The organism is Sphingobium naphthae (genome assembly GCF_043589935.1).
In the GTDB taxonomy this organism is placed as follows: Bacteria; Pseudomonadota; Alphaproteobacteria; order Sphingomonadales; family Sphingomonadaceae; genus Sphingobium; species Sphingobium naphthae_A.
The window spans coordinates 1,243,635-1,259,641 of the sequence record NZ_CP171454.1 but is presented as its reverse complement, the minus strand read 5'-3'; the positions used below and the strand labels follow the sequence as shown (position 1 = coordinate 1,259,641).

Here is a 16,007-nt window from a genome sequence, read left to right as displayed (position 1 = left end):
CGCAACGAACATATATGGGGGACAATCGCACCATGACACGGACTTTCGCCTGGCTTTCCACCGCCGCCCTGTGCGCCTTCGCTGCGCCGGCCTTCGCTCAGTCGCCCGACGCCGCCAGCGCGCCCGGTGAAGAGACGATTGTCGTCACCGGCACTTACACGCTGCCCAACAAGATCGACACGGCGACCGGCCTTGGCCTCACCACGCTGGAAACGCCCCAGTCGGTCAGCATCATGACCGCGCAGCGCATCCTCGACCAGAATCTGATCACTGTGAAGGACGTTATCACCAATGCGGTGGGCGTCGCGGCCAACGAATATGACGATGTGCGCAACACCTTCTTCGCGCGCGGCTTCGAAATCCGCAACACGCAGATCGACGGCGTGCCGGCGGCCTGGACGCTGGCTGGCGGCAATGGCGAAACCAGCATCGACGTATCGATCTACGAGCGGGTGGAGATTGTCCGCGGCGCGACCGGCCTGCTGTCGGGCGCGGGCGATCCGTCCGCCTCGGTCAATCTGGTGCGCAAACATGCCGACGCCACCGAACTCACCGGCTATGCGAACGCCAGCATCGGCAGCTGGGATACGTGGCGCCTGTCCGCCGATGTCGCGGGGCCGCTGACCGCCGACGGCCGCATCCGTGCCCGCGTCGTCGGTCGCTATGAGGAAGGCGAAAGCTATATCGACATCCAGCACCGCAAGAAGTGGGTGCTCTATGGCGTGGTCGATGCCGACCTGACCGACAGCACGCTGGTGCGCGTGGGCATCAGCCACCAGGACACCCAGCCGCGCGGCGCCACCTGGGGCGCGTTGCCCACCTTCTACAGCGACGGCACGCTCACCGACTTGCCGCGCTCGCAGACGACGGCGGCGGACTGGACCTATTGGAACACCACCAACCAGAATATCTTCGCCACCATACGCCAGGAATTCGGCGATCGCTGGAACCTTACGGTCAATTATAACCGCCTCAAGAACACCGGTTCTACGCAGCTTCTCTACCTCTACGGCACCGTCGACAAGGAGACGGGGACGATGGACGGCACAAATCCCTACAAGTCCGAGGGGCAGAGCATCCAGAACAGCTTCGACGCGCAGCTGAAGGGGCTGGTGCCGCTGTTCGGCCGCGACCATGAGGTCGTGCTCGGCGCGCTGCACAGCATCCTCAAGCGCCACACCGACAATTATGAAGCGCCGATGCCCTGGCTCACCGACGTGCCGGTGATCGGCCAGGAAGGCGTGCCGTATCCCGAGCCCGTCTGGGGCACCACGCCCGTGCGGAACGAGCAGGAGCGGATCAAGCAGACCGGCTATTATGGCGCCATGCGCCTCAACATCGCCGATCCGTTCAAGGTCATCCTGGGCGGCCGCATCGCCAGCTGGGAGCAATCGGGCTATGCCTGGGGCACGACCAGCGACTATGGCGACGACAACGTCTTCATTCCCTATGTCGGCGCGCTCTACGATCTGACACCCAACCACCGCGTCTATGCCAGCTTCACCAAGATCTTCCAGCCGCAGAATCTCTACGATCGCGAACGCCGACTGCTCGATCCGCTCGATGGCAACGCCTATGAGATCGGCCTCAAGAGCAGCTTCTTCGGCGACGCGCTGCAGACCTCGGTCGCGCTGTTCCGCATCGAACAGGACAATGTCGGCCAGGTCGACGGAGAGCCGATCACCGTCAACGGCCTGACCTTCCAGCCCTATCGCGCGGCGCAGGGCGTGGTGAGCAAGGGCTTCGAACTGGAAGCCACCGGCCAGCCGATGCCGGGCTGGAACGTCAACGCCAGCTACAGCCAGTTCAAGGCCGAGGATGCGGACGATGTTCCCGCCAACACCGACCAGCCCCGCAAGCTGCTCAAGATCTTCACCACCTATGATCTGGGCGGTGCGCTCACCGGCCTCACCATCGGCGGCGGCGTCAACTATCGCAGCAAGGCCTATTCGGACGGGAACAACCCCGTCACCGGCGACGCCTTCCGCTTCCAGCAGGACGGCTATACGCTGGTCGCCCTGATGGCGCGCTACGCGGTAACGCCGCAGCTTCAGCTGCAGGCCAATGTCGACAATCTGTTCGACAAGAAATTCTACAGCAATATGGGCTCGTTCAGCCAATATCGCTACGGCGCGCCGCGCAACTTCACCATCGGCGCGACCTACCGCTTCTGATGCGGCCGGGGGGACGCGGCGCGCGCCGCGTCCCTCAATCCGCCACGGCCACCTCATAGGCGTCGCCGCTCGTCCCGATCGGATAGACCGATGCGCTGAAACTGCCCTCGACATAGAGGACGCGGCCGCCGGGCATCGCCTGCACGAACTGGCGGGCATGATCGTCCAGCCGGCGCCATTTGCCCCAACCCTGCAGGTCGTCGGCGCTCGCCAGCCGCGCCGTCACGTCGGCGCAGGGCTCTTCCCAGAACAACGTGTCGGGCGCATGGCCGGCATAGGCATAGGCGATCTTGCAGGCGGGCTTGCCGCGCAGGGTGAAATCGCTCTTGCCCAGCAGGCGCGACTGCGCGCTTGAACCGGTCGTTCGCGCCGTGATGGCTCCAAGGGAAGGGGAAGGGGAAGGAGCTGAGGCGGCTGCGGCAGGCGCGCCAGTCTCCTCCGCCTGCCGCTCGGATGCGTCGCCCGCCGGCGCGCAGCCCGCACTTGCCAGCAACATCATCGCCCCGGCCGGGGCCAGCCTCCATCGCCGCATCGCGTCAGTCCCTCGGTTCAATCCGGGTCGAACTCCACATGCAGGTGATTGTTGCTGCTGTTGGCGAAAGTTTCAAACTCCACGTCATAGCGTTCGCCCAATATCGCGCGCACTTCGTCCTGAAAGGCCTGGCCCTGCGCCGTGCTGATATTGTTGCCCCGGAAATCGAGCGCCTGGTCGTTATAATGGAGCGACCCGTTCATGTGCCGGCTGTCATTGCCCGACGTGATGACCGGCGTGGGCAGCCCCAGCCGCTGCGCCGCCTGCGCGACCGCGCGGATCGCCGGCTCCATCTCGGCGTCCAGCCGGCTGATCTGCACCGCCTCGCTCTTCACCTGCACGCCATGGTCCGCCGCCACGGCGCGTCCGTCGATCGGTCCGCCGGCCGGCGTCTCGGCAGCCGGCGCAGTCGCGCTCGACCCAGCCCCTGGCAGCGCCACGGCGAAGTCGTCTGGGCGATAGCGGTCCAGTTCGGGCACCGTGCCATGATGATGAACCGCATCTCCGCGGCCCAGCACCGGTCCGTCCAGCGCATTGATCCAGCCCAGATTATTGGGGCTGCTGTAATTGGGATTGGCATAGTTGAGGTGCGAGCCAACGGAGGACGGCGTGCCCCCCGCGCGCTCGGCCAGATAATCGTCGACCAGCTGATCGACGCGGGTGCTGATCTGGCTTTGGGGAATATCCTCCACCGCATTGCGCCCATCGGCGCGCGCGATCGGCCCGTTGATGTCGGAAAACTGATTATAGGCGTTCACCACGTCCGACACGCTGTCGCCCCAATGGCCTGACGCGGTGCGGTTCAGGATGGTGTCGATGATGCCATGCGCCTGCGCGTCGCCGGCCGACTGCACCCATTCGGTCTGCAGCGTCTTCTTGATGTTGGTGATGTCGGTTTCGCTCAGCGCCAGCGTGCCGCCCTCGACGCGCGTCACGCCCTCGACCGGCGCGACCTGCTGCGTTTCGCTCGCGGGCGCGGCTATATCGTTGGCCGGGATCGACAGCTGGTCGCCCGGGAAGATGCGATTGGGGTCGGCGATCTGCGGATTGGCGGACAGCAACGCGTCCAGCCCGACGCCGTGGCGCGCCGCGATCTTGCCGAGCGTGTCGCCGAACGCGACCTCATAACCCTGTGCGGCGCCCGCCGGCAGCGTCAACTGATCGCCGACATGGATCAGGTCGGGATTGCGAATGTCGTTGAGCGCCGCCAGCGTGCCGACATCGGTGCCGTAGCGCTGCGCGATCTGCGACAAAGTCTCGCCGGCGCGTACCTGATGGCTGCCGCCCGGCTCGTTCGTCGCTGTCTGCACAGTGTGGGTCGCGCCGCTTTCGGCCGCAGAAACGCCACTCACCATCGACCCTGCTCCTGTTGTTGCGTCAGGGCAGGATAGTCTCAGGCGCTGGTCGCCGCGTCTCTAGTCGGACCGACTAGGCAAATGCGATTGAACGCGCGTCAGCCGCCATCTATCGAACGCATAACCATATGGCTATAAGTGCGTCTGGAGAATAGCGGCGCATATGTCCGGTTCGCTGTCGGCTTGAGTCTATTTGAACAGGCCGCCCAGCAGGCCGCGCACCAATCGACCCGCGATTCCGCCCGATGCCTTGCGCCGCGACGATCCGCCGAACATCGCGCGGCCCAGTTCGTTCGCGACCTGCCGCCCGACCGAGGATGCGGCCGATCGCGTGGCCGATTGCACCGCGCGGTCGAAATTGCTCGGCCGGGCCGCCTCGCGCGCTTGGCGCTTCAGCTCCGCCTCGCGCTGTTTGGCTTCCAGCCTGGCCTGCGCGGCGGCTGCTTTCTCCGCTTCCGCCTCGGCCTTTTGCGCCTGCGCCGCGGCCGCGGCCGCTTCCGCCCGCGCCGCCAATATCTCCTCCGCCGACTCCCGGTCGAGCGCGTCGTCATATTTGCCGGCGCATGGGGAAATGGACTGGATGATCGCGCGCTCCTTGGCGTCGATCGGCGCCAGGCGCGATCGCGGCGGGGCGATCAGAGTCCGGTGCACAATGCCGGGCGCGCCATCCTCCTGCAACAGGGACACCAGCGCTTCGCCCACCTTCAGTTCGGTGATCGCCGTTGCGACGTCCAGATCCGGGTTGATGCGGAAAGTCTCGGCCGCCGCCTTGATCGCCTTCTGATCGCGCGGGGTGAAGGCGCGCAGGGCGTGCTGGACGCGATTGCCCAGCTGCCCCGCCACATCCTCGGGCACGTCGATCGGGTTCTGCGTCACGAAATAGACGCCGACCCCCTTCGACCGGATCAGCCGCACCACCTGCTCGATCTTGTCGATGAGCGCCTTGGGCGCGTCCTCGAATAGCAGATGCGCCTCGTCGAAGAAGAAGACCAGCTTCGGCTTGTCTGGGTCGCCGACCTCGGGCAGCGACTCGAACAGTTCGGACAGCAGCCATAGCAGGAAGGTCGCATAGAGCTTGGGGCTCTGCATCAGCCGGTCGGCCGCCAATATGTTGATATAGCCGCGGCCCTTTTCATCCACCTGCAGCATGTCGTGGATGTCGAGCGCCGGCTCGCCGAAGAAATGATCGCCGCCCTGGGACTCCAGCTGCAGCAATTGCCGCTGGATCGCCCCGACGCTCGCCTTGCTGACGTTGCCGTAGCGGATGGTGAGATCGGCAGCGTTTTCGGCGCAATAGGCCAGCATCGCCTGCAGGTCGCCCAGGTCCAGCAGCAGCAGACCTTCCTCATCGGCATATTTGAACGCGATCGACAGCACGCCTTCCTGCGTGTCGTTCAGCCCCATCAGCCGCGCCAACAGCAACGGCCCCATCTCGCTGACGGTCGTGCGGATCGGATGACCCTGCTGCCCATAGAGATCCCAGAAGATGGCGGGATTGTCGGCATAGCTATAGTCGCTGACGCCGATCTCCTTTGCGCGCGCGACCAGCACGTCGGCATTTTTCGCGGTCGGCGATCCCGCCATGGCGATGCCCGACAGATCGCCTTTCACGTCCGCCAGGAACACCGGCACGCCGCGCGCGGAAAATCCCTCCGCCATGGTCTCGAGCGTCACCGTCTTGCCCGTGCCGGTCGCGCCCGCGATCAGCCCGTGGCGGTTGGCGCGACGCAGGTTCAGCAGCTGGGCGACGCCGCCCTCCTTGTCCGGTGAACCAAGGCCGATGAAAAGTCCGTCGCTCATCTCGATCCCCAACAAAAAACCGCCACCCCCGCACGCGCGGGGATGACGGAATTAGCCGAACATCGTCCTCACCTACAAGGGGAGAGGACCGGTGCTCCTTACTTGTCGCGCAAACGCACCGGCAGGAAGATCGGCGGCTGGCCGCGACGCAGCACCTGCAGCAGGATGGCGTTGCGGCCCTGGCCGGCCACGGCCCTTACCTGCGCATCCAGTTCCGCCTGGCTCGTGACCGGGCGATTATTGGCGCTGATGATGACATCGCCGCGGCGCAGGCCCTTGGCGCCCGCATCGGTGGAGCCATCCACCGCCGTGATGACGATGCCGCGCGTGTCGGTCGGTATCCCGAGCTGGCGGATGATGCCAGGCGTCAACGGGATGGCGGCGATGCCCAGCGACTGTTCGGCGGCCTTGCCAGGTGCCTGCTGTTGCTGCTGCTCGCTGAAATCCTCGTCATCCTGGCTCTGGGCAAAGCTGTTCAGCTCATCCTCGGGCGGACGTTCGCCGACGACTGCGGTCACCGTCATGCGCTGGCCATTGCGGATGAGGACGATCGGCACCTTGGCGCCGATGGGCTGGTTGGCGACGATGGACGACAGATTCTGGTCGGGGTTCACTTCCTGGCCATTGACGCTGACGATCACGTCACCGGCCTTGATCCCGGCCTTGTCCGCGCCCCGGCCGGGCTCGACGCCCTGGATGAACTCGCCGCTATTCTTGGCCAGGCCGAGCGATTCCGCCAGGTCTTCGCCCAGCGGGCTGATCTGCACGCCCAGATAGCCGCGCCTGACCGTCTGGCCCTTCATCAGCGTCTGCACGATCGGCGCCGCCTGCTCCGACGGGATGGCAAATCCGATGCCGACATTGCCGCCCGACGGGGACAGGATCTGACTGTTGATGCCGATCACATTGCCGCGCATGTCGAACATGGGGCCGCCGCTATTGCCCTGGTTGATCGACGCATCGGTCTGGATGAACTTGTCATAAGTGCCGCCGGTGCCGCGATGCACGGCCGAAATGATGCCGGCCGTCACCGTGCCCGACAGGGCGAAGGGGTTGCCGATCGCGACGACCCAGTCGCCGACGCGGGCCTTGGTGCTGTCGCCGAACTTGACGAAGGGCATCGCCTTCTTGGGCTCGATCTTCAGCACCGCTATGTCCGTGGCGGCGTCGCGGCCCACCAGCTTGGCGGTATATTCCTCGCGATTGGTCAGCGTGACCGTGATCTGCTCGACAGTGGCGCCTTCCGCACCGGCCGACACGACGTGATTATTGGTCACGATATAGCCATCGGCGGAAATGATGAAGCCCGAACCCAGCGACTGGGCCTGGCGCGTCTGCGGCTGGCCCTGGCCAAAGCCGAACAGGTTGCCGAAAGGCGTGCCGGCGAAGGGATTCTGCACCTGCACGCGCTGCTTAGTCGAAATATTGACGACGGCCGGCTGCAGCTTCTCGACCATGTCGGCCAGGCTCGCGGGGGCGCCGGCGGGCGCCGCCGCCTGCAAGCCTTCATTCTGCGCGACCTGGGCTCCGACATTGGAGCTGGTGGTGACAGCGATGGCGGTGCCGCCAAGCAGCAGGGCGCCGGTGATGGCATAAGCGTAACGCACTCGTGAAGGTCCTCTTCTGGTCTTCAGGAAATGGAAGGCGGGACTCTGGGGAGAGCCTGAAATGCGCCGCCTTGCCTTAACCCTCATTGAATGACGCTGGTTCCGTAACAAAGCGGGCGCTTCGCCACGGAGCGTTAACGTCGGCCCTGGAACTGCCGCAGGAATTCATTGTCCGGCGACAGGATGATGTTGGTGTCCCCGCTCCGTTCGGGCGAGAAGGTGTAGCGATAGCTCTGCATGGCCCGATAGAAGTCGTAGAATTGCGGGTCCTTGCCATAGCTTTCGGCATAGATGCGCGCGGCGTTCGCATCCGCCTCGGCGCGGATGATCTGCGCCTGCTTGGCGCCCTGCGCGCGGATGGTCAGCGCCTCCTGCGACCGGGCGGTGCGCATGCGGTTGAACGCGCTTTCCAGCGGCGCGCCATCGGGCAGGTCGGCGCGCTTGATCCGCACGTCCACGATCTGCGCGCCATATTGACGCGCGACGCGGTTGAGGCCAGCCTCGATATTGTCCATCACCTGGCCGCGCTCGGGGCTCAGCAGCGCGGCGAAGGGCCGCTTGCCCAGCTCGTTGCGCAGCGCCGATCCCAGGATCGGGCGCAGCGCCTCGCTCACCCGCTCCTCGCTTCCCGCCGCGATATACATGCGCAGCGGATCGACGATGCGATACCGGGCGAAAGCGTCGACCTGCAGCCGCAGCTGGTCAGTCGAGAGCACCTGCTGCCGCTCCATCTCGACCGACAGGACGCGCTTGTCGATCCAGACGATCTGGTCGACGAAGGGCAGGCGCAGGATGATGCCCGCGCCGGCCTGGCCGAAATTCTCATTGGGGCGATAGCTGTTGACGATCGTCTTGGGCTCGCCGAAGCGAACGACCACGCCCTGCCTGGTTTCAGGCACGATCGCGACCGTGCTGCCGACGATGATCAGCAGCACCAGCGCGATGATCGCCAGCGCGACGGGATGACGCAGAAATGTGGGCATCACTGGCCCTCCGTGCTGGACGCTTCGGGCGCCGGGGTCGCCTGCGCGCGCCGCTTGAGTTCGGGCAGCGGCAGATAGGGGGTCACATTGCTTCCTTCGACGATGGTCTTGTCGACGTTCGACAGGACGCCCTCCATGGTTTCATAATACATGCGCCGGCGCGTCACATCGGGCGCCAGCCTATATTGCTCATAGACCTTGTCGAAGGCGGCGGCTTCACCCTGGGCCTTCGCCGTCACCTGCTGCGCGGCCGCCCGCGCTTCGTTGAGGTATGTCTGCGCGGTCTGCTGCGCGGCCGACACTTCCTTGAACGCGTCATTGACGGCGGTCGGCGGGTCGGCCTGCTTGATGGCGACGCCCTGGATGCGGATGCCCGACTTGTAGCCGTCCAGTATCTCCTGCATCCGCTGCTCGACCTGCTGCTCGATCGTCGTGCGGCCCGCGCCCAGCGCATCGTCCAGGCTGACGCTCGCCAGCACCGCGCGCATCGCGCTTTCGGCAACTTCGCGCACCGTATCGTCCGGGTCCGACAGCTGGAACAGATAAAGTTCGGGATTGCGGATGTTCCACCGCACCGAATAGGCCAGGTCGATGATATTCTGGTCGCCGGTCAGCACCAGATTTTCGCTTTCCGCGCTCACCGACCCGATGTCGATGGCGCGGATTTCCTCGACATCCACGGTCGTCACCGCTTCGAACGGGGCGGGCAGGGTCAGGCTGATGCCGGGGGAGAGGGTGCGGCTATATTTGCCCACGAATGTCACGACGCCGCGTTCCTGCGGGCCGATGCGATGCACGCTCGTCAGCAGCAGCCACAGGATCAGGACGATGCCGATGGCGACCGGCCACAAAGCCTTGCCCGCACCGCGCGGGGGCATTCCGCCAAAGCCGCCATCGCGGCCGCCGCCACCCTGGCCGAAGCTTTCGCGTCCACGGCGCAGCAGTTCCTCGATCGCCGAAGGGCCCTTCTGGCCGCCGCCGCCCGGCTTGCCGGGCTGAGTCCAGGGATTGCGCGGGCCGCCATCGCCGCCCTTCTGTCCGTCCCCGCCGGGTCCGTCATTCTTGCCCCCCCAGGGGCCTTGGACCATCGCTGTGATCGCGGGCATCCACCCGAATAATCTGTTCATGCCTCCCTCTATAGGAAGGCTCTTGTCCGAAAAACAGTGCCAATGGGCGCGAATATTGCCTACAGCGCGTCGCCATGACCGAACTCGCCGATTTCGCCGCTCGCCTGACTGCCCTGACCGATGGCCGCGCCAGCGCGCCGCGCATCCGCGACGGGGTGATGACCCTGTCGCTCGATGTCGGCGGCCTGGGGGCCGATCAGCGCGACGGCCTCGCCGCCGCCATTCGCGAAGGCGGGATGACCGTGCCGGGCGTCAGCGACGTGCGCATCGCCATGACGGCCGAGCGCCGACCGCTCCGCATCCTGGCGGTGGCATCGGGCAAGGGCGGCGTGGGCAAATCCACGCTGTCGGCCAATCTCGCCATCGCGCTGCACCGGCTGGGCATCAAAGTAGGGCTGGTGGACGCGGATATTTACGGTCCGTCGCAGGCGCGACTGATGGGTAGCGAGGACCAGAAGCCGGTCGCCCGCGACAAGAAGCTGTCGCCCGTCAGCGGCGTCATGGACATTCCGATGCTGTCGATGGCGCATCTGGTGGAGCCGGGCAAGGCGCTCGCCTGGCGCGGCCCGATGGTGAGCGGCGCGCTGGGCCAGCTGATCGATGCGGACTGGGGCGACACCGAATGGCTGGTCGTCGACCTGCCGCCCGGCACCGGCGACATTCAGCTCTCGATGGTCCAGAAGCACAAGCCCGCCGGCGCTGTGATCGTTTCCACGCCGCAGGACCTGGCTCTCATCGACGCCACGCGCGCGGTCAGCCTGTTCGCGCAGGCGGGCGTGCCGATGGTCGGGCTGGTGGAGAATATGTCGGGCTATGCCTGTCCGCATTGCGGCGAAATTTCCGATCCCTTCGGCCAGGGTGGCGCGCAAGCCACGGCGCAGGATCTCGCCATGCCGTTTCTGGGCCGCATCCCGCTTGCCATCGACATTCGCCGCCGCTCCGATGCCGGCGACCCGCCCGCTGCCGGGGAGGGCCCCCACGCCGATGCCTTCCGAGCGATCGCGCAAAAGGTCGCGGACTGGGCAAAGGCAAACTGAAGCGGTCGCTTTAGAGAGCCGACCATGAGGTGCGTAGCGGTGAGCCTGCCCTAGATCTGCCTGTGCAGAAACTGGTTGAAGGCGCTTCTCTCATAATCGCCGAACGGCTCGCCATCGACGAAACCATGCGCCCGGTATAGCGCCAGCGCCGGATCGAAGGCGGGGCCGCTCCCCGTCTCCAGGCTCAACCGTCGCAGGCCGCGCGCGCGGGCCTCTTCCATGATGTCGCGCAGCAGCGTCGCCGCCACGCCGCGGCGCAGATGATCGGGATGGGTGCGCATCGACTTGATCTCGCCCTGATCCTTGTCCAGCGTTCGCAGCGCGCCGATCCCCGCGATCCTCGTCCCGTCCCACAGACTCCACAGCGCGATGTCCGGCGCTTGCAGGCCGCCAAGATCGAGCGCGAACACCGCCTCGGGCGGGCTGTTGTCCTGCATGCCCGCCAGATGCAGCGCCAGCAGCGCACGGGTCTGCACATCGGTCAGGTCGGCGGCGCGAATGTCGAACATGGCCGTGTGAATAGCGCGGCCGCGGGCCGGAGGGAACGTCTTGCCGCGCCGTGCATCTTCCCTCTGTCTATCGTCAAGGAGGATGCCATGCCGCTCACCAATTCGCAGGATATCGCCGCCCTGCTCGAACGCACCCGCACCATAGCCCTGGTCGGCATATCCGACCGGCCCGATCGTCCCAGCTACAGCGTCATGGCCTTCCTTCAGGACCATGGCTATCGCGTCTTGCCGGTCAATCCGCAGATCGCGGGGGAGCATGTCCATGGCGAGTTCGTGTGGGCCCGCCTGTCCGACATCGGCGTGCCGATCGACATGGTCGACATCTTCCGCCGTAGCGAAGCCGCGGGCGAGGCAGTGGAGGAGGCGATCGCGATTGGCGCGAAATCGGTCTGGATGCAGATCGGCGTCGTCAACGAAGCGGCCGCCGCCCGCGCGGAAGCGGCAGGTCTGGACGTGGTGATGGACCGCTGCCCTGCGATCGAGATACCGCGGCTCGGCATCGCGCCGATCGCCGCCGAATAGCCCTAGGCAGCGGCAGCGCGCGCCATTATCAGGCTGCCCATGGCGCGCGCACCGCGGAAGCAATCGGACAGGAACAGGGGGCTCAGCCGGCGGACATTGCTGGTGGGGGGCGGCGCGGCCGCTGGCCTGCTGATCGCCTGGGGCGTCTGGCCGCGCAGCTATGCGCCCAATCTCAATGCCGGTCCCGCCGAAACCATCGTCAACGCCTTCCTGAAGATCGACCGGTCGGGCCAGATCATCGTCATCGTGCCGCAGACGGAGATGGGGCAGGGGGTGACGACTGTCCTGCCGCAGATATTGGCCGACGAACTGGGCGCCGACTGGCGCACGGTGGCGGTGCAGAGCGCGCCGATCAGCCCGCTTTACGCCAATGATCTGCTGGCGCGCCAATGGCTGGCCAATGACTGGACGCGCATGCTGGGGGACGCGGGGGACTGGGCGATCGGCCAATATGCGACCCGCAGCGCGTTGATGCTGACTGGCGGCGGCACATCGGTCCCGATGTTCCACGACGCCTATCGCGACGCGGGCGCGGCGGCGCGCGTGCTGCTGTGCAAGGCGGCGGCGGCGCGCTGGGGCGTCGCCTGGGAAAGCTGCGACATACAGGAAGGGCTGATCTCCGACGGGGGGCAGCGGCGCATGAAGATCGGCGACGTCATCGACGATGCCGCGCGGCATGTGCTGCCGCCGATCCGGCCCTATCGGCAGGGACAGGATGGCCGCTTGTCGGGACAGGACCTGCCCCGGCTCGACACCCCGTCGAAAATCGACGGCAGCCACAATTTCGCTGCCGACATTCGCTTGCCCGACATGGTCTTCGCCTCCGTCCGCCAGGGGCCGATCGGCGATGCGGTGCTGGCGGGGCTGAACGATCGCGCGGCCGGCGGCGTCACCGGCTTCCTCAAGCTGGTGAAACAGGAACGCTGGGTCGCGGCGGTGGCGAGCAACTGGTGGGCGGCGAACAAGGCGCTCGACCTCGCCGACCCCATCTTCACCCTGCGGGGCGCGCCGGTCAGCAGCAACGCCATCGACGATACGCTCGAAGCCGCCTTTGCCGGCTCGTCGGGACGGCGCCTCTATGCGCAGGGAGACCTAGGCCCCATATTCGAAGGGGCAACGATCCTCGCCAGCGAATATCAGGTCGATGCCGGCCTTCATCTCGCGCTGGAGCCGCCCTGCGCCACGGCGCGCGTGACGGACGATGGCGCCGAGATATGGATGGCGACCCAGGCGCCCGGCCTGGCGCGCGACGCCATCGCCGACGCGCTGGGCCTGCCGGGCGAGGCGGTGACGCTTTACCCGCTGCACGCCGGCGGCTCCTTTGGCCGGGCGATGGACTGGGACGTGGGCGTCCAGGCCGCGCTGATCGCGCGCGACGTGGGGCGCCCGGTGCAGCTGCAATGGTCGCGACTGGAAGATGTGATCCAGGACCGGCCGAGTGCGCCGGCCCATGCCCGCATGGCAGCCAAGCTGGGCCGCAACGGCGCGATCGAAGGCTGGCTGGCCAAGGTCGCCGCGCCTTGCGCGCTCACCCAGACCTGGTCGCGCATCGCCGATGGCGCGCTGCCCCATGTGGCGGCGCAGCAGGCCGCCGACGCCTCGACCCGGCTCGCCGTAGCCGGCATGGCGCCGCCTTATGCCATCCCCAACTGGGCCGTGGACCATTATCCCGCCAATGTCGGCCTGCCGCTCGGCTTCATGCGCGGCAATGCGCACATGCACGGGACCTTCTTCACCGAAAGCTTCATCGACGAACTGGCGCACCTCGCCAATATCGAGGCGATGTCATTCCGCATCCAGATGCTGGGCGGCAATCCGCGCCTCGCCCACTGCCTCTCGACCGCAGCCGCGCTCGGCGGGTGGCAGGGCGGCATCGCTGGCAGCGGGCAGGGGATCGCGGCCCATATGCTGGACGGCGCCTATGCCGCCGTCATGGTCGAAGCGGGGATGGAGGGCGACCGGCTGGCCGTCGGGCGTATCATCTGCGCGGTCGACGCCGGCGATCAGGTTAATCCCGACATTGCGCGGCAGCAGATCGAAGGGGGGCTGATCTTCGGCCTGGCTTATGCGACCGGCGCATCGGTGCGCTATGCCGGCGGGCTGCCGACCCGCGCGATCCTGGGCCGGATGAACCTTCCGCTGCTGGCGGACATCGGCGAAGTGTCGGTGGGAATGATCCGCAGCACCGCCGATCCCGCAGGCGTCACTGATCTTGTCGCGCCGCTGGTGGCGCCAGCCATCGCCAACGCCTTATATAGCTGGACCGGGCAGCGGATCCGCAGCCTGCCCCTTGTAGGATCGCCATGACACCTCCGACCGACCATCCCGCCATTTCGCCGTCCCGGATCGGCATCCTGCTCATCAATCTTGGAACGCCCGACGCACCCGACACCGCATCGGTGCGCCGCTATCTGGCGGAATTCCTCTCCGACCCGCGCGTCGTCGAAATTCCGCAACTGGTCTGGCAGCCGATCCTGCGCGGCGTGATCCTGACGACCCGGCCGAAGAAATCGGCGCATGCCTATCAGCAGGTCTGGATGCCCGAAGGATCACCGCTGGCGGTGCATACCCGCACCACGGCGCAGGCGCTGCAGCAGGCGATGGGCCCGCGGGTGCTGGTCGACTGGGCGATGCGTTACGGCAATCCCGCCATCGCGACGCGGCTGAAGACGATGAAGCAGGCCGGGTGTGATCGCATCCTGATCGCCCCGCTTTATCCGCAATATAGCGCCGCCACCACGGCGACCGCCAACGATGCCGCCTTTGCCGCGCTGGCGACGATGCGGTGGCAGCCGGCGGTGCGCACCCTGCCGCCCTATCATGATGATCCCGCCTATATCGACGCGCTGCGCGCCTCGATCGCGCGCAGCATCGCGGCCTTGCCCTTTCGGCCAGACGCCCTGCTCGCCAGCTTCCACGGCATGCCGGAACGGACGCTGAAACTGGGCGATCCCTATCATTGTCAGGCCGTGAAGACGGTGCGACTGCTCGGCGCGGCGCTGCCGCTGCCTGTCCATATGAGCTTTCAGTCGCGCTTCGGCCGCGCCAAATGGCTCGAACCGGAAACCGAAGCGACGCTCGCCAATCTGGTGAAGCAAGGTGTCCGCAATATTGCTGTTGCAACACCCGGCTTTTCGGCGGACTGCCTTGAAACCCTAGAGGAAATCGCCCTGCGCGCCAAAGAGGTGTTTCTCGCGGAAGGAGGCGAAAATTTCGCCTATTTGCCCTGTCTAAACGCATCGGCCGAGGCTATCACCCTTTATCAGAGGCTGATGGGCCGCGAGCTTGCGGGTTGGATGGACTGACCCTGTTTGGAAGAGGACGCTGATATGTCGAGAGTGGCGATCGTAACCGGCGGAACGCGAGGCATCGGGGAGGCGATCAGTCTCGCGCTCAAGGATATGGGCTATGCCGTCGCCGCCAACTATGCCGGCAATGAAGAAAAGGCCAAGGCCTTCACCGACAAGACCGGCATCGCCACCTTCAAATGGGACGTGGGCGATCATCAGGCCTGCCTCGATGGTTGCGCGCAGGTCGCCGAAGCGCTCGGCCCCGTCGACATCGTCGTCAACAATGCGGGCATCACCCGCGACGGCGTGCTCGCCAAGATGAGCTTCGATGACTGGAACGAAGTGATGCGCATCAATCTGGGCGGCTGCTTCAACATGGCGAAGGCCACCTTCGGCGGCATGCGCGAGCGCGGCTGGGGCCGGATCGTCAATATCGGCTCGATCAACGGCCAGGCCGGCCAATATGGCCAGGTCAACTATGCCGCCGCCAAGTCGGGCATCCACGGCTTTACAAAGGCGCTGGCGCAGGAAGGCGCGAAATATGGCGTCACCGTCAACGCGATCGCGCCCGGTTATATCGACACCGACATGGTCGCTGCCGTGCCCGCGCCGGTGCTGGAAAAGATCGTCGCGAAAATCCCCGTCGGCCGCCTGGGCCAGGCGCATGAGATCGCGCGCGGCGTCGCTTTTTTCTGCAGCGAGGATGGCGGCTTCGTGACCGGCAGCACGCTGTCGATCAACGGCGGCCAGCATATGTATTGATGACGACGGGCGATCCTGCCGACCCGCACGGGTCGCCCTTCGCGCCCCCGGTGAAGCGCAGCGTCACCATCGCGGGGCATCAGACCGCGATCAGCCTGGAACCGCTTTTCTGGGAAGCGTTGCGCCACGCCGCGGCTCAGGAGAATGTGCCCGTGAATGCGCTGATCGCTCGCATCGACCTTGCGCGCATGGGCGTTGATGCTCCGCCCAATCTTACCAGTGCGATCCGCTGCTGGCTGTTCGATCGGGTCATGCGATCAGCGTTATAAGAATTATTCGCATTAGCGTTGACTCTAAGAACGATTCTCA

14 protein-coding genes are annotated in these 16,007 nt (G+C 66.1%); 7 read left to right on the top strand and 7 right to left on the bottom strand.

All coding sequences use genetic code 11. The features are described 5' to 3' along the window. Positions 1–32: 32 nt before the first annotated feature. Positions 33–2,174, top strand: a complete 2,142-nt coding sequence (locus tag ACGGKE_RS06175) for a TonB-dependent siderophore receptor (RefSeq protein ID WP_394440999.1) — start codon at positions 33–35, stop codon at positions 2,172–2,174. Positions 2,175–2,208: 34 nt separating this feature from the next. On the opposite strand, the gene ACGGKE_RS06170 is transcribed toward ACGGKE_RS06175, so the two are convergent. The 6 genes from ACGGKE_RS06170 to hflK form a co-directional block, all read right to left on the bottom strand. Then, positions 2,209–2,706, bottom strand: coding sequence for a hypothetical protein (locus ACGGKE_RS06170; RefSeq protein WP_394440996.1), 498 nt, complete (start codon positions 2,704–2,706; stop codon positions 2,209–2,211). Between the two features lie 17 nt (positions 2,707–2,723). Beyond that, a complete protein-coding gene (locus ACGGKE_RS06165; RefSeq protein WP_394440993.1) occupies positions 2,724–4,061 on the bottom strand; it encodes a LysM peptidoglycan-binding domain-containing protein in 1,338 nt (445 codons plus the stop codon). 189 nt (positions 4,062–4,250) lie between these two features. Beyond that, complete coding sequence (locus ACGGKE_RS06160; protein ID WP_394440991.1) at positions 4,251–5,861, bottom strand: helicase HerA-like domain-containing protein; 1,611 nt, start codon at positions 5,859–5,861, stop codon at positions 4,251–4,253. A gap of 98 nt (positions 5,862–5,959) precedes the next feature. Continuing rightward, positions 5,960–7,468 (bottom strand): Do family serine endopeptidase, encoded by a 1,509-nt coding sequence (locus ACGGKE_RS06155; RefSeq protein WP_394440988.1) that lies wholly within the window; start codon positions 7,466–7,468, stop codon positions 5,960–5,962. 134 nt (positions 7,469–7,602) lie between these two features. Further along, positions 7,603–8,451, bottom strand: coding sequence for a protease modulator HflC (hflC, locus tag ACGGKE_RS06150; RefSeq protein ID WP_394440986.1), 849 nt, complete (start codon positions 8,449–8,451; stop codon positions 7,603–7,605). After that, complete coding sequence (gene hflK, locus ACGGKE_RS06145) at positions 8,451–9,578, bottom strand: FtsH protease activity modulator HflK (RefSeq protein WP_394440984.1); 1,128 nt, start codon at positions 9,576–9,578, stop codon at positions 8,451–8,453. The genes hflC and hflK overlap by 1 nt, the downstream gene beginning before the upstream one ends. 272 nt (positions 9,579–9,850) lie before the next feature. On the opposite strand from hflK, the gene ACGGKE_RS06140 reads away from it, so the two are divergent. Next, positions 9,851–10,615, top strand: a complete 765-nt coding sequence (locus tag ACGGKE_RS06140) for an Mrp/NBP35 family ATP-binding protein (protein ID WP_394441769.1) — start codon at positions 9,851–9,853, stop codon at positions 10,613–10,615. 50 nt (positions 10,616–10,665) lie between these two features. On the opposite strand, the gene ACGGKE_RS06135 is transcribed toward ACGGKE_RS06140, so the two are convergent. Continuing rightward, complete coding sequence (locus tag ACGGKE_RS06135) at positions 10,666–11,124, bottom strand: GNAT family N-acetyltransferase (protein ID WP_394440982.1); 459 nt, start codon at positions 11,122–11,124, stop codon at positions 10,666–10,668. Positions 11,125–11,211: 87 nt separating this feature from the next. Between ACGGKE_RS06135 and ACGGKE_RS06130 the strand changes: the two genes are divergently transcribed. The 5 genes from ACGGKE_RS06130 to ACGGKE_RS06110 are packed head-to-tail and all read left to right on the top strand — an operon-like array spanning position 11,212 to position 15,967. Next, positions 11,212–11,646, top strand: coding sequence for a CoA-binding protein (locus ACGGKE_RS06130; protein ID WP_394440980.1), 435 nt, complete (start codon positions 11,212–11,214; stop codon positions 11,644–11,646). 39 nt (positions 11,647–11,685) lie between these two features. Then, positions 11,686–13,953, top strand: a complete 2,268-nt coding sequence (locus ACGGKE_RS06125; RefSeq protein WP_394440978.1) for a molybdopterin cofactor-binding domain-containing protein — start codon at positions 11,686–11,688, stop codon at positions 13,951–13,953. Next, entirely contained in the window at positions 13,950–14,951 is a 1,002-nt protein-coding gene (gene hemH, locus ACGGKE_RS06120; protein WP_394440976.1) for a ferrochelatase, read from the top strand. The genes ACGGKE_RS06125 and hemH overlap by 4 nt, the downstream gene beginning before the upstream one ends. Positions 14,952–14,975: 24 nt before the next feature. Then, complete coding sequence (phbB, locus tag ACGGKE_RS06115) at positions 14,976–15,698, top strand: acetoacetyl-CoA reductase (protein WP_394440974.1); 723 nt, start codon at positions 14,976–14,978, stop codon at positions 15,696–15,698. Then, complete coding sequence (locus ACGGKE_RS06110; RefSeq protein ID WP_394440972.1) at positions 15,698–15,967, top strand: ribbon-helix-helix domain-containing protein; 270 nt, start codon at positions 15,698–15,700, stop codon at positions 15,965–15,967. Before phbB ends, ACGGKE_RS06110 begins: the two co-directional genes overlap by 1 nt. Positions 15,968–16,007: the final 40 nt, after the last annotated feature.

Coding starts and splice junctions, on each gene's coding strand:
- ACGGKE_RS06175 (WP_394440999.1), top strand. CDS start 33: ATGACACGGACTTTCGCCTGGCTTTCCACCGCCGCCCTGTGCGCCTTC.
- phbB (WP_394440974.1), top strand. CDS start 14,976: ATGTCGAGAGTGGCGATCGTAACCGGCGGAACGCGAGGCATCGGGGAG.
- ACGGKE_RS06170 (WP_394440996.1), bottom strand. CDS start 2,706: ATGCGGCGATGGAGGCTGGCCCCGGCCGGGGCGATGATGTTGCTGGCA.
- ACGGKE_RS06125 (WP_394440978.1), top strand. CDS start 11,686: ATGGCGCGCGCACCGCGGAAGCAATCGGACAGGAACAGGGGGCTCAGC.
- hemH (WP_394440976.1), top strand. CDS start 13,950: ATGACACCTCCGACCGACCATCCCGCCATTTCGCCGTCCCGGATCGGC.
- ACGGKE_RS06110 (WP_394440972.1), top strand. CDS start 15,698: ATGACGACGGGCGATCCTGCCGACCCGCACGGGTCGCCCTTCGCGCCC.
- ACGGKE_RS06165 (WP_394440993.1), bottom strand. CDS start 4,061: ATGGTGAGTGGCGTTTCTGCGGCCGAAAGCGGCGCGACCCACACTGTG.
- ACGGKE_RS06160 (WP_394440991.1), bottom strand. CDS start 5,861: ATGAGCGACGGACTTTTCATCGGCCTTGGTTCACCGGACAAGGAGGGC.
- ACGGKE_RS06140 (WP_394441769.1), top strand. CDS start 9,851: ATGACGGCCGAGCGCCGACCGCTCCGCATCCTGGCGGTGGCATCGGGC.
- hflC (WP_394440986.1), bottom strand. CDS start 8,451: ATGCCCACATTTCTGCGTCATCCCGTCGCGCTGGCGATCATCGCGCTG.
- hflK (WP_394440984.1), bottom strand. CDS start 9,578: ATGAACAGATTATTCGGGTGGATGCCCGCGATCACAGCGATGGTCCAA.
- ACGGKE_RS06130 (WP_394440980.1), top strand. CDS start 11,212: ATGCCGCTCACCAATTCGCAGGATATCGCCGCCCTGCTCGAACGCACC.
- ACGGKE_RS06135 (WP_394440982.1), bottom strand. CDS start 11,124: ATGTTCGACATTCGCGCCGCCGACCTGACCGATGTGCAGACCCGTGCG.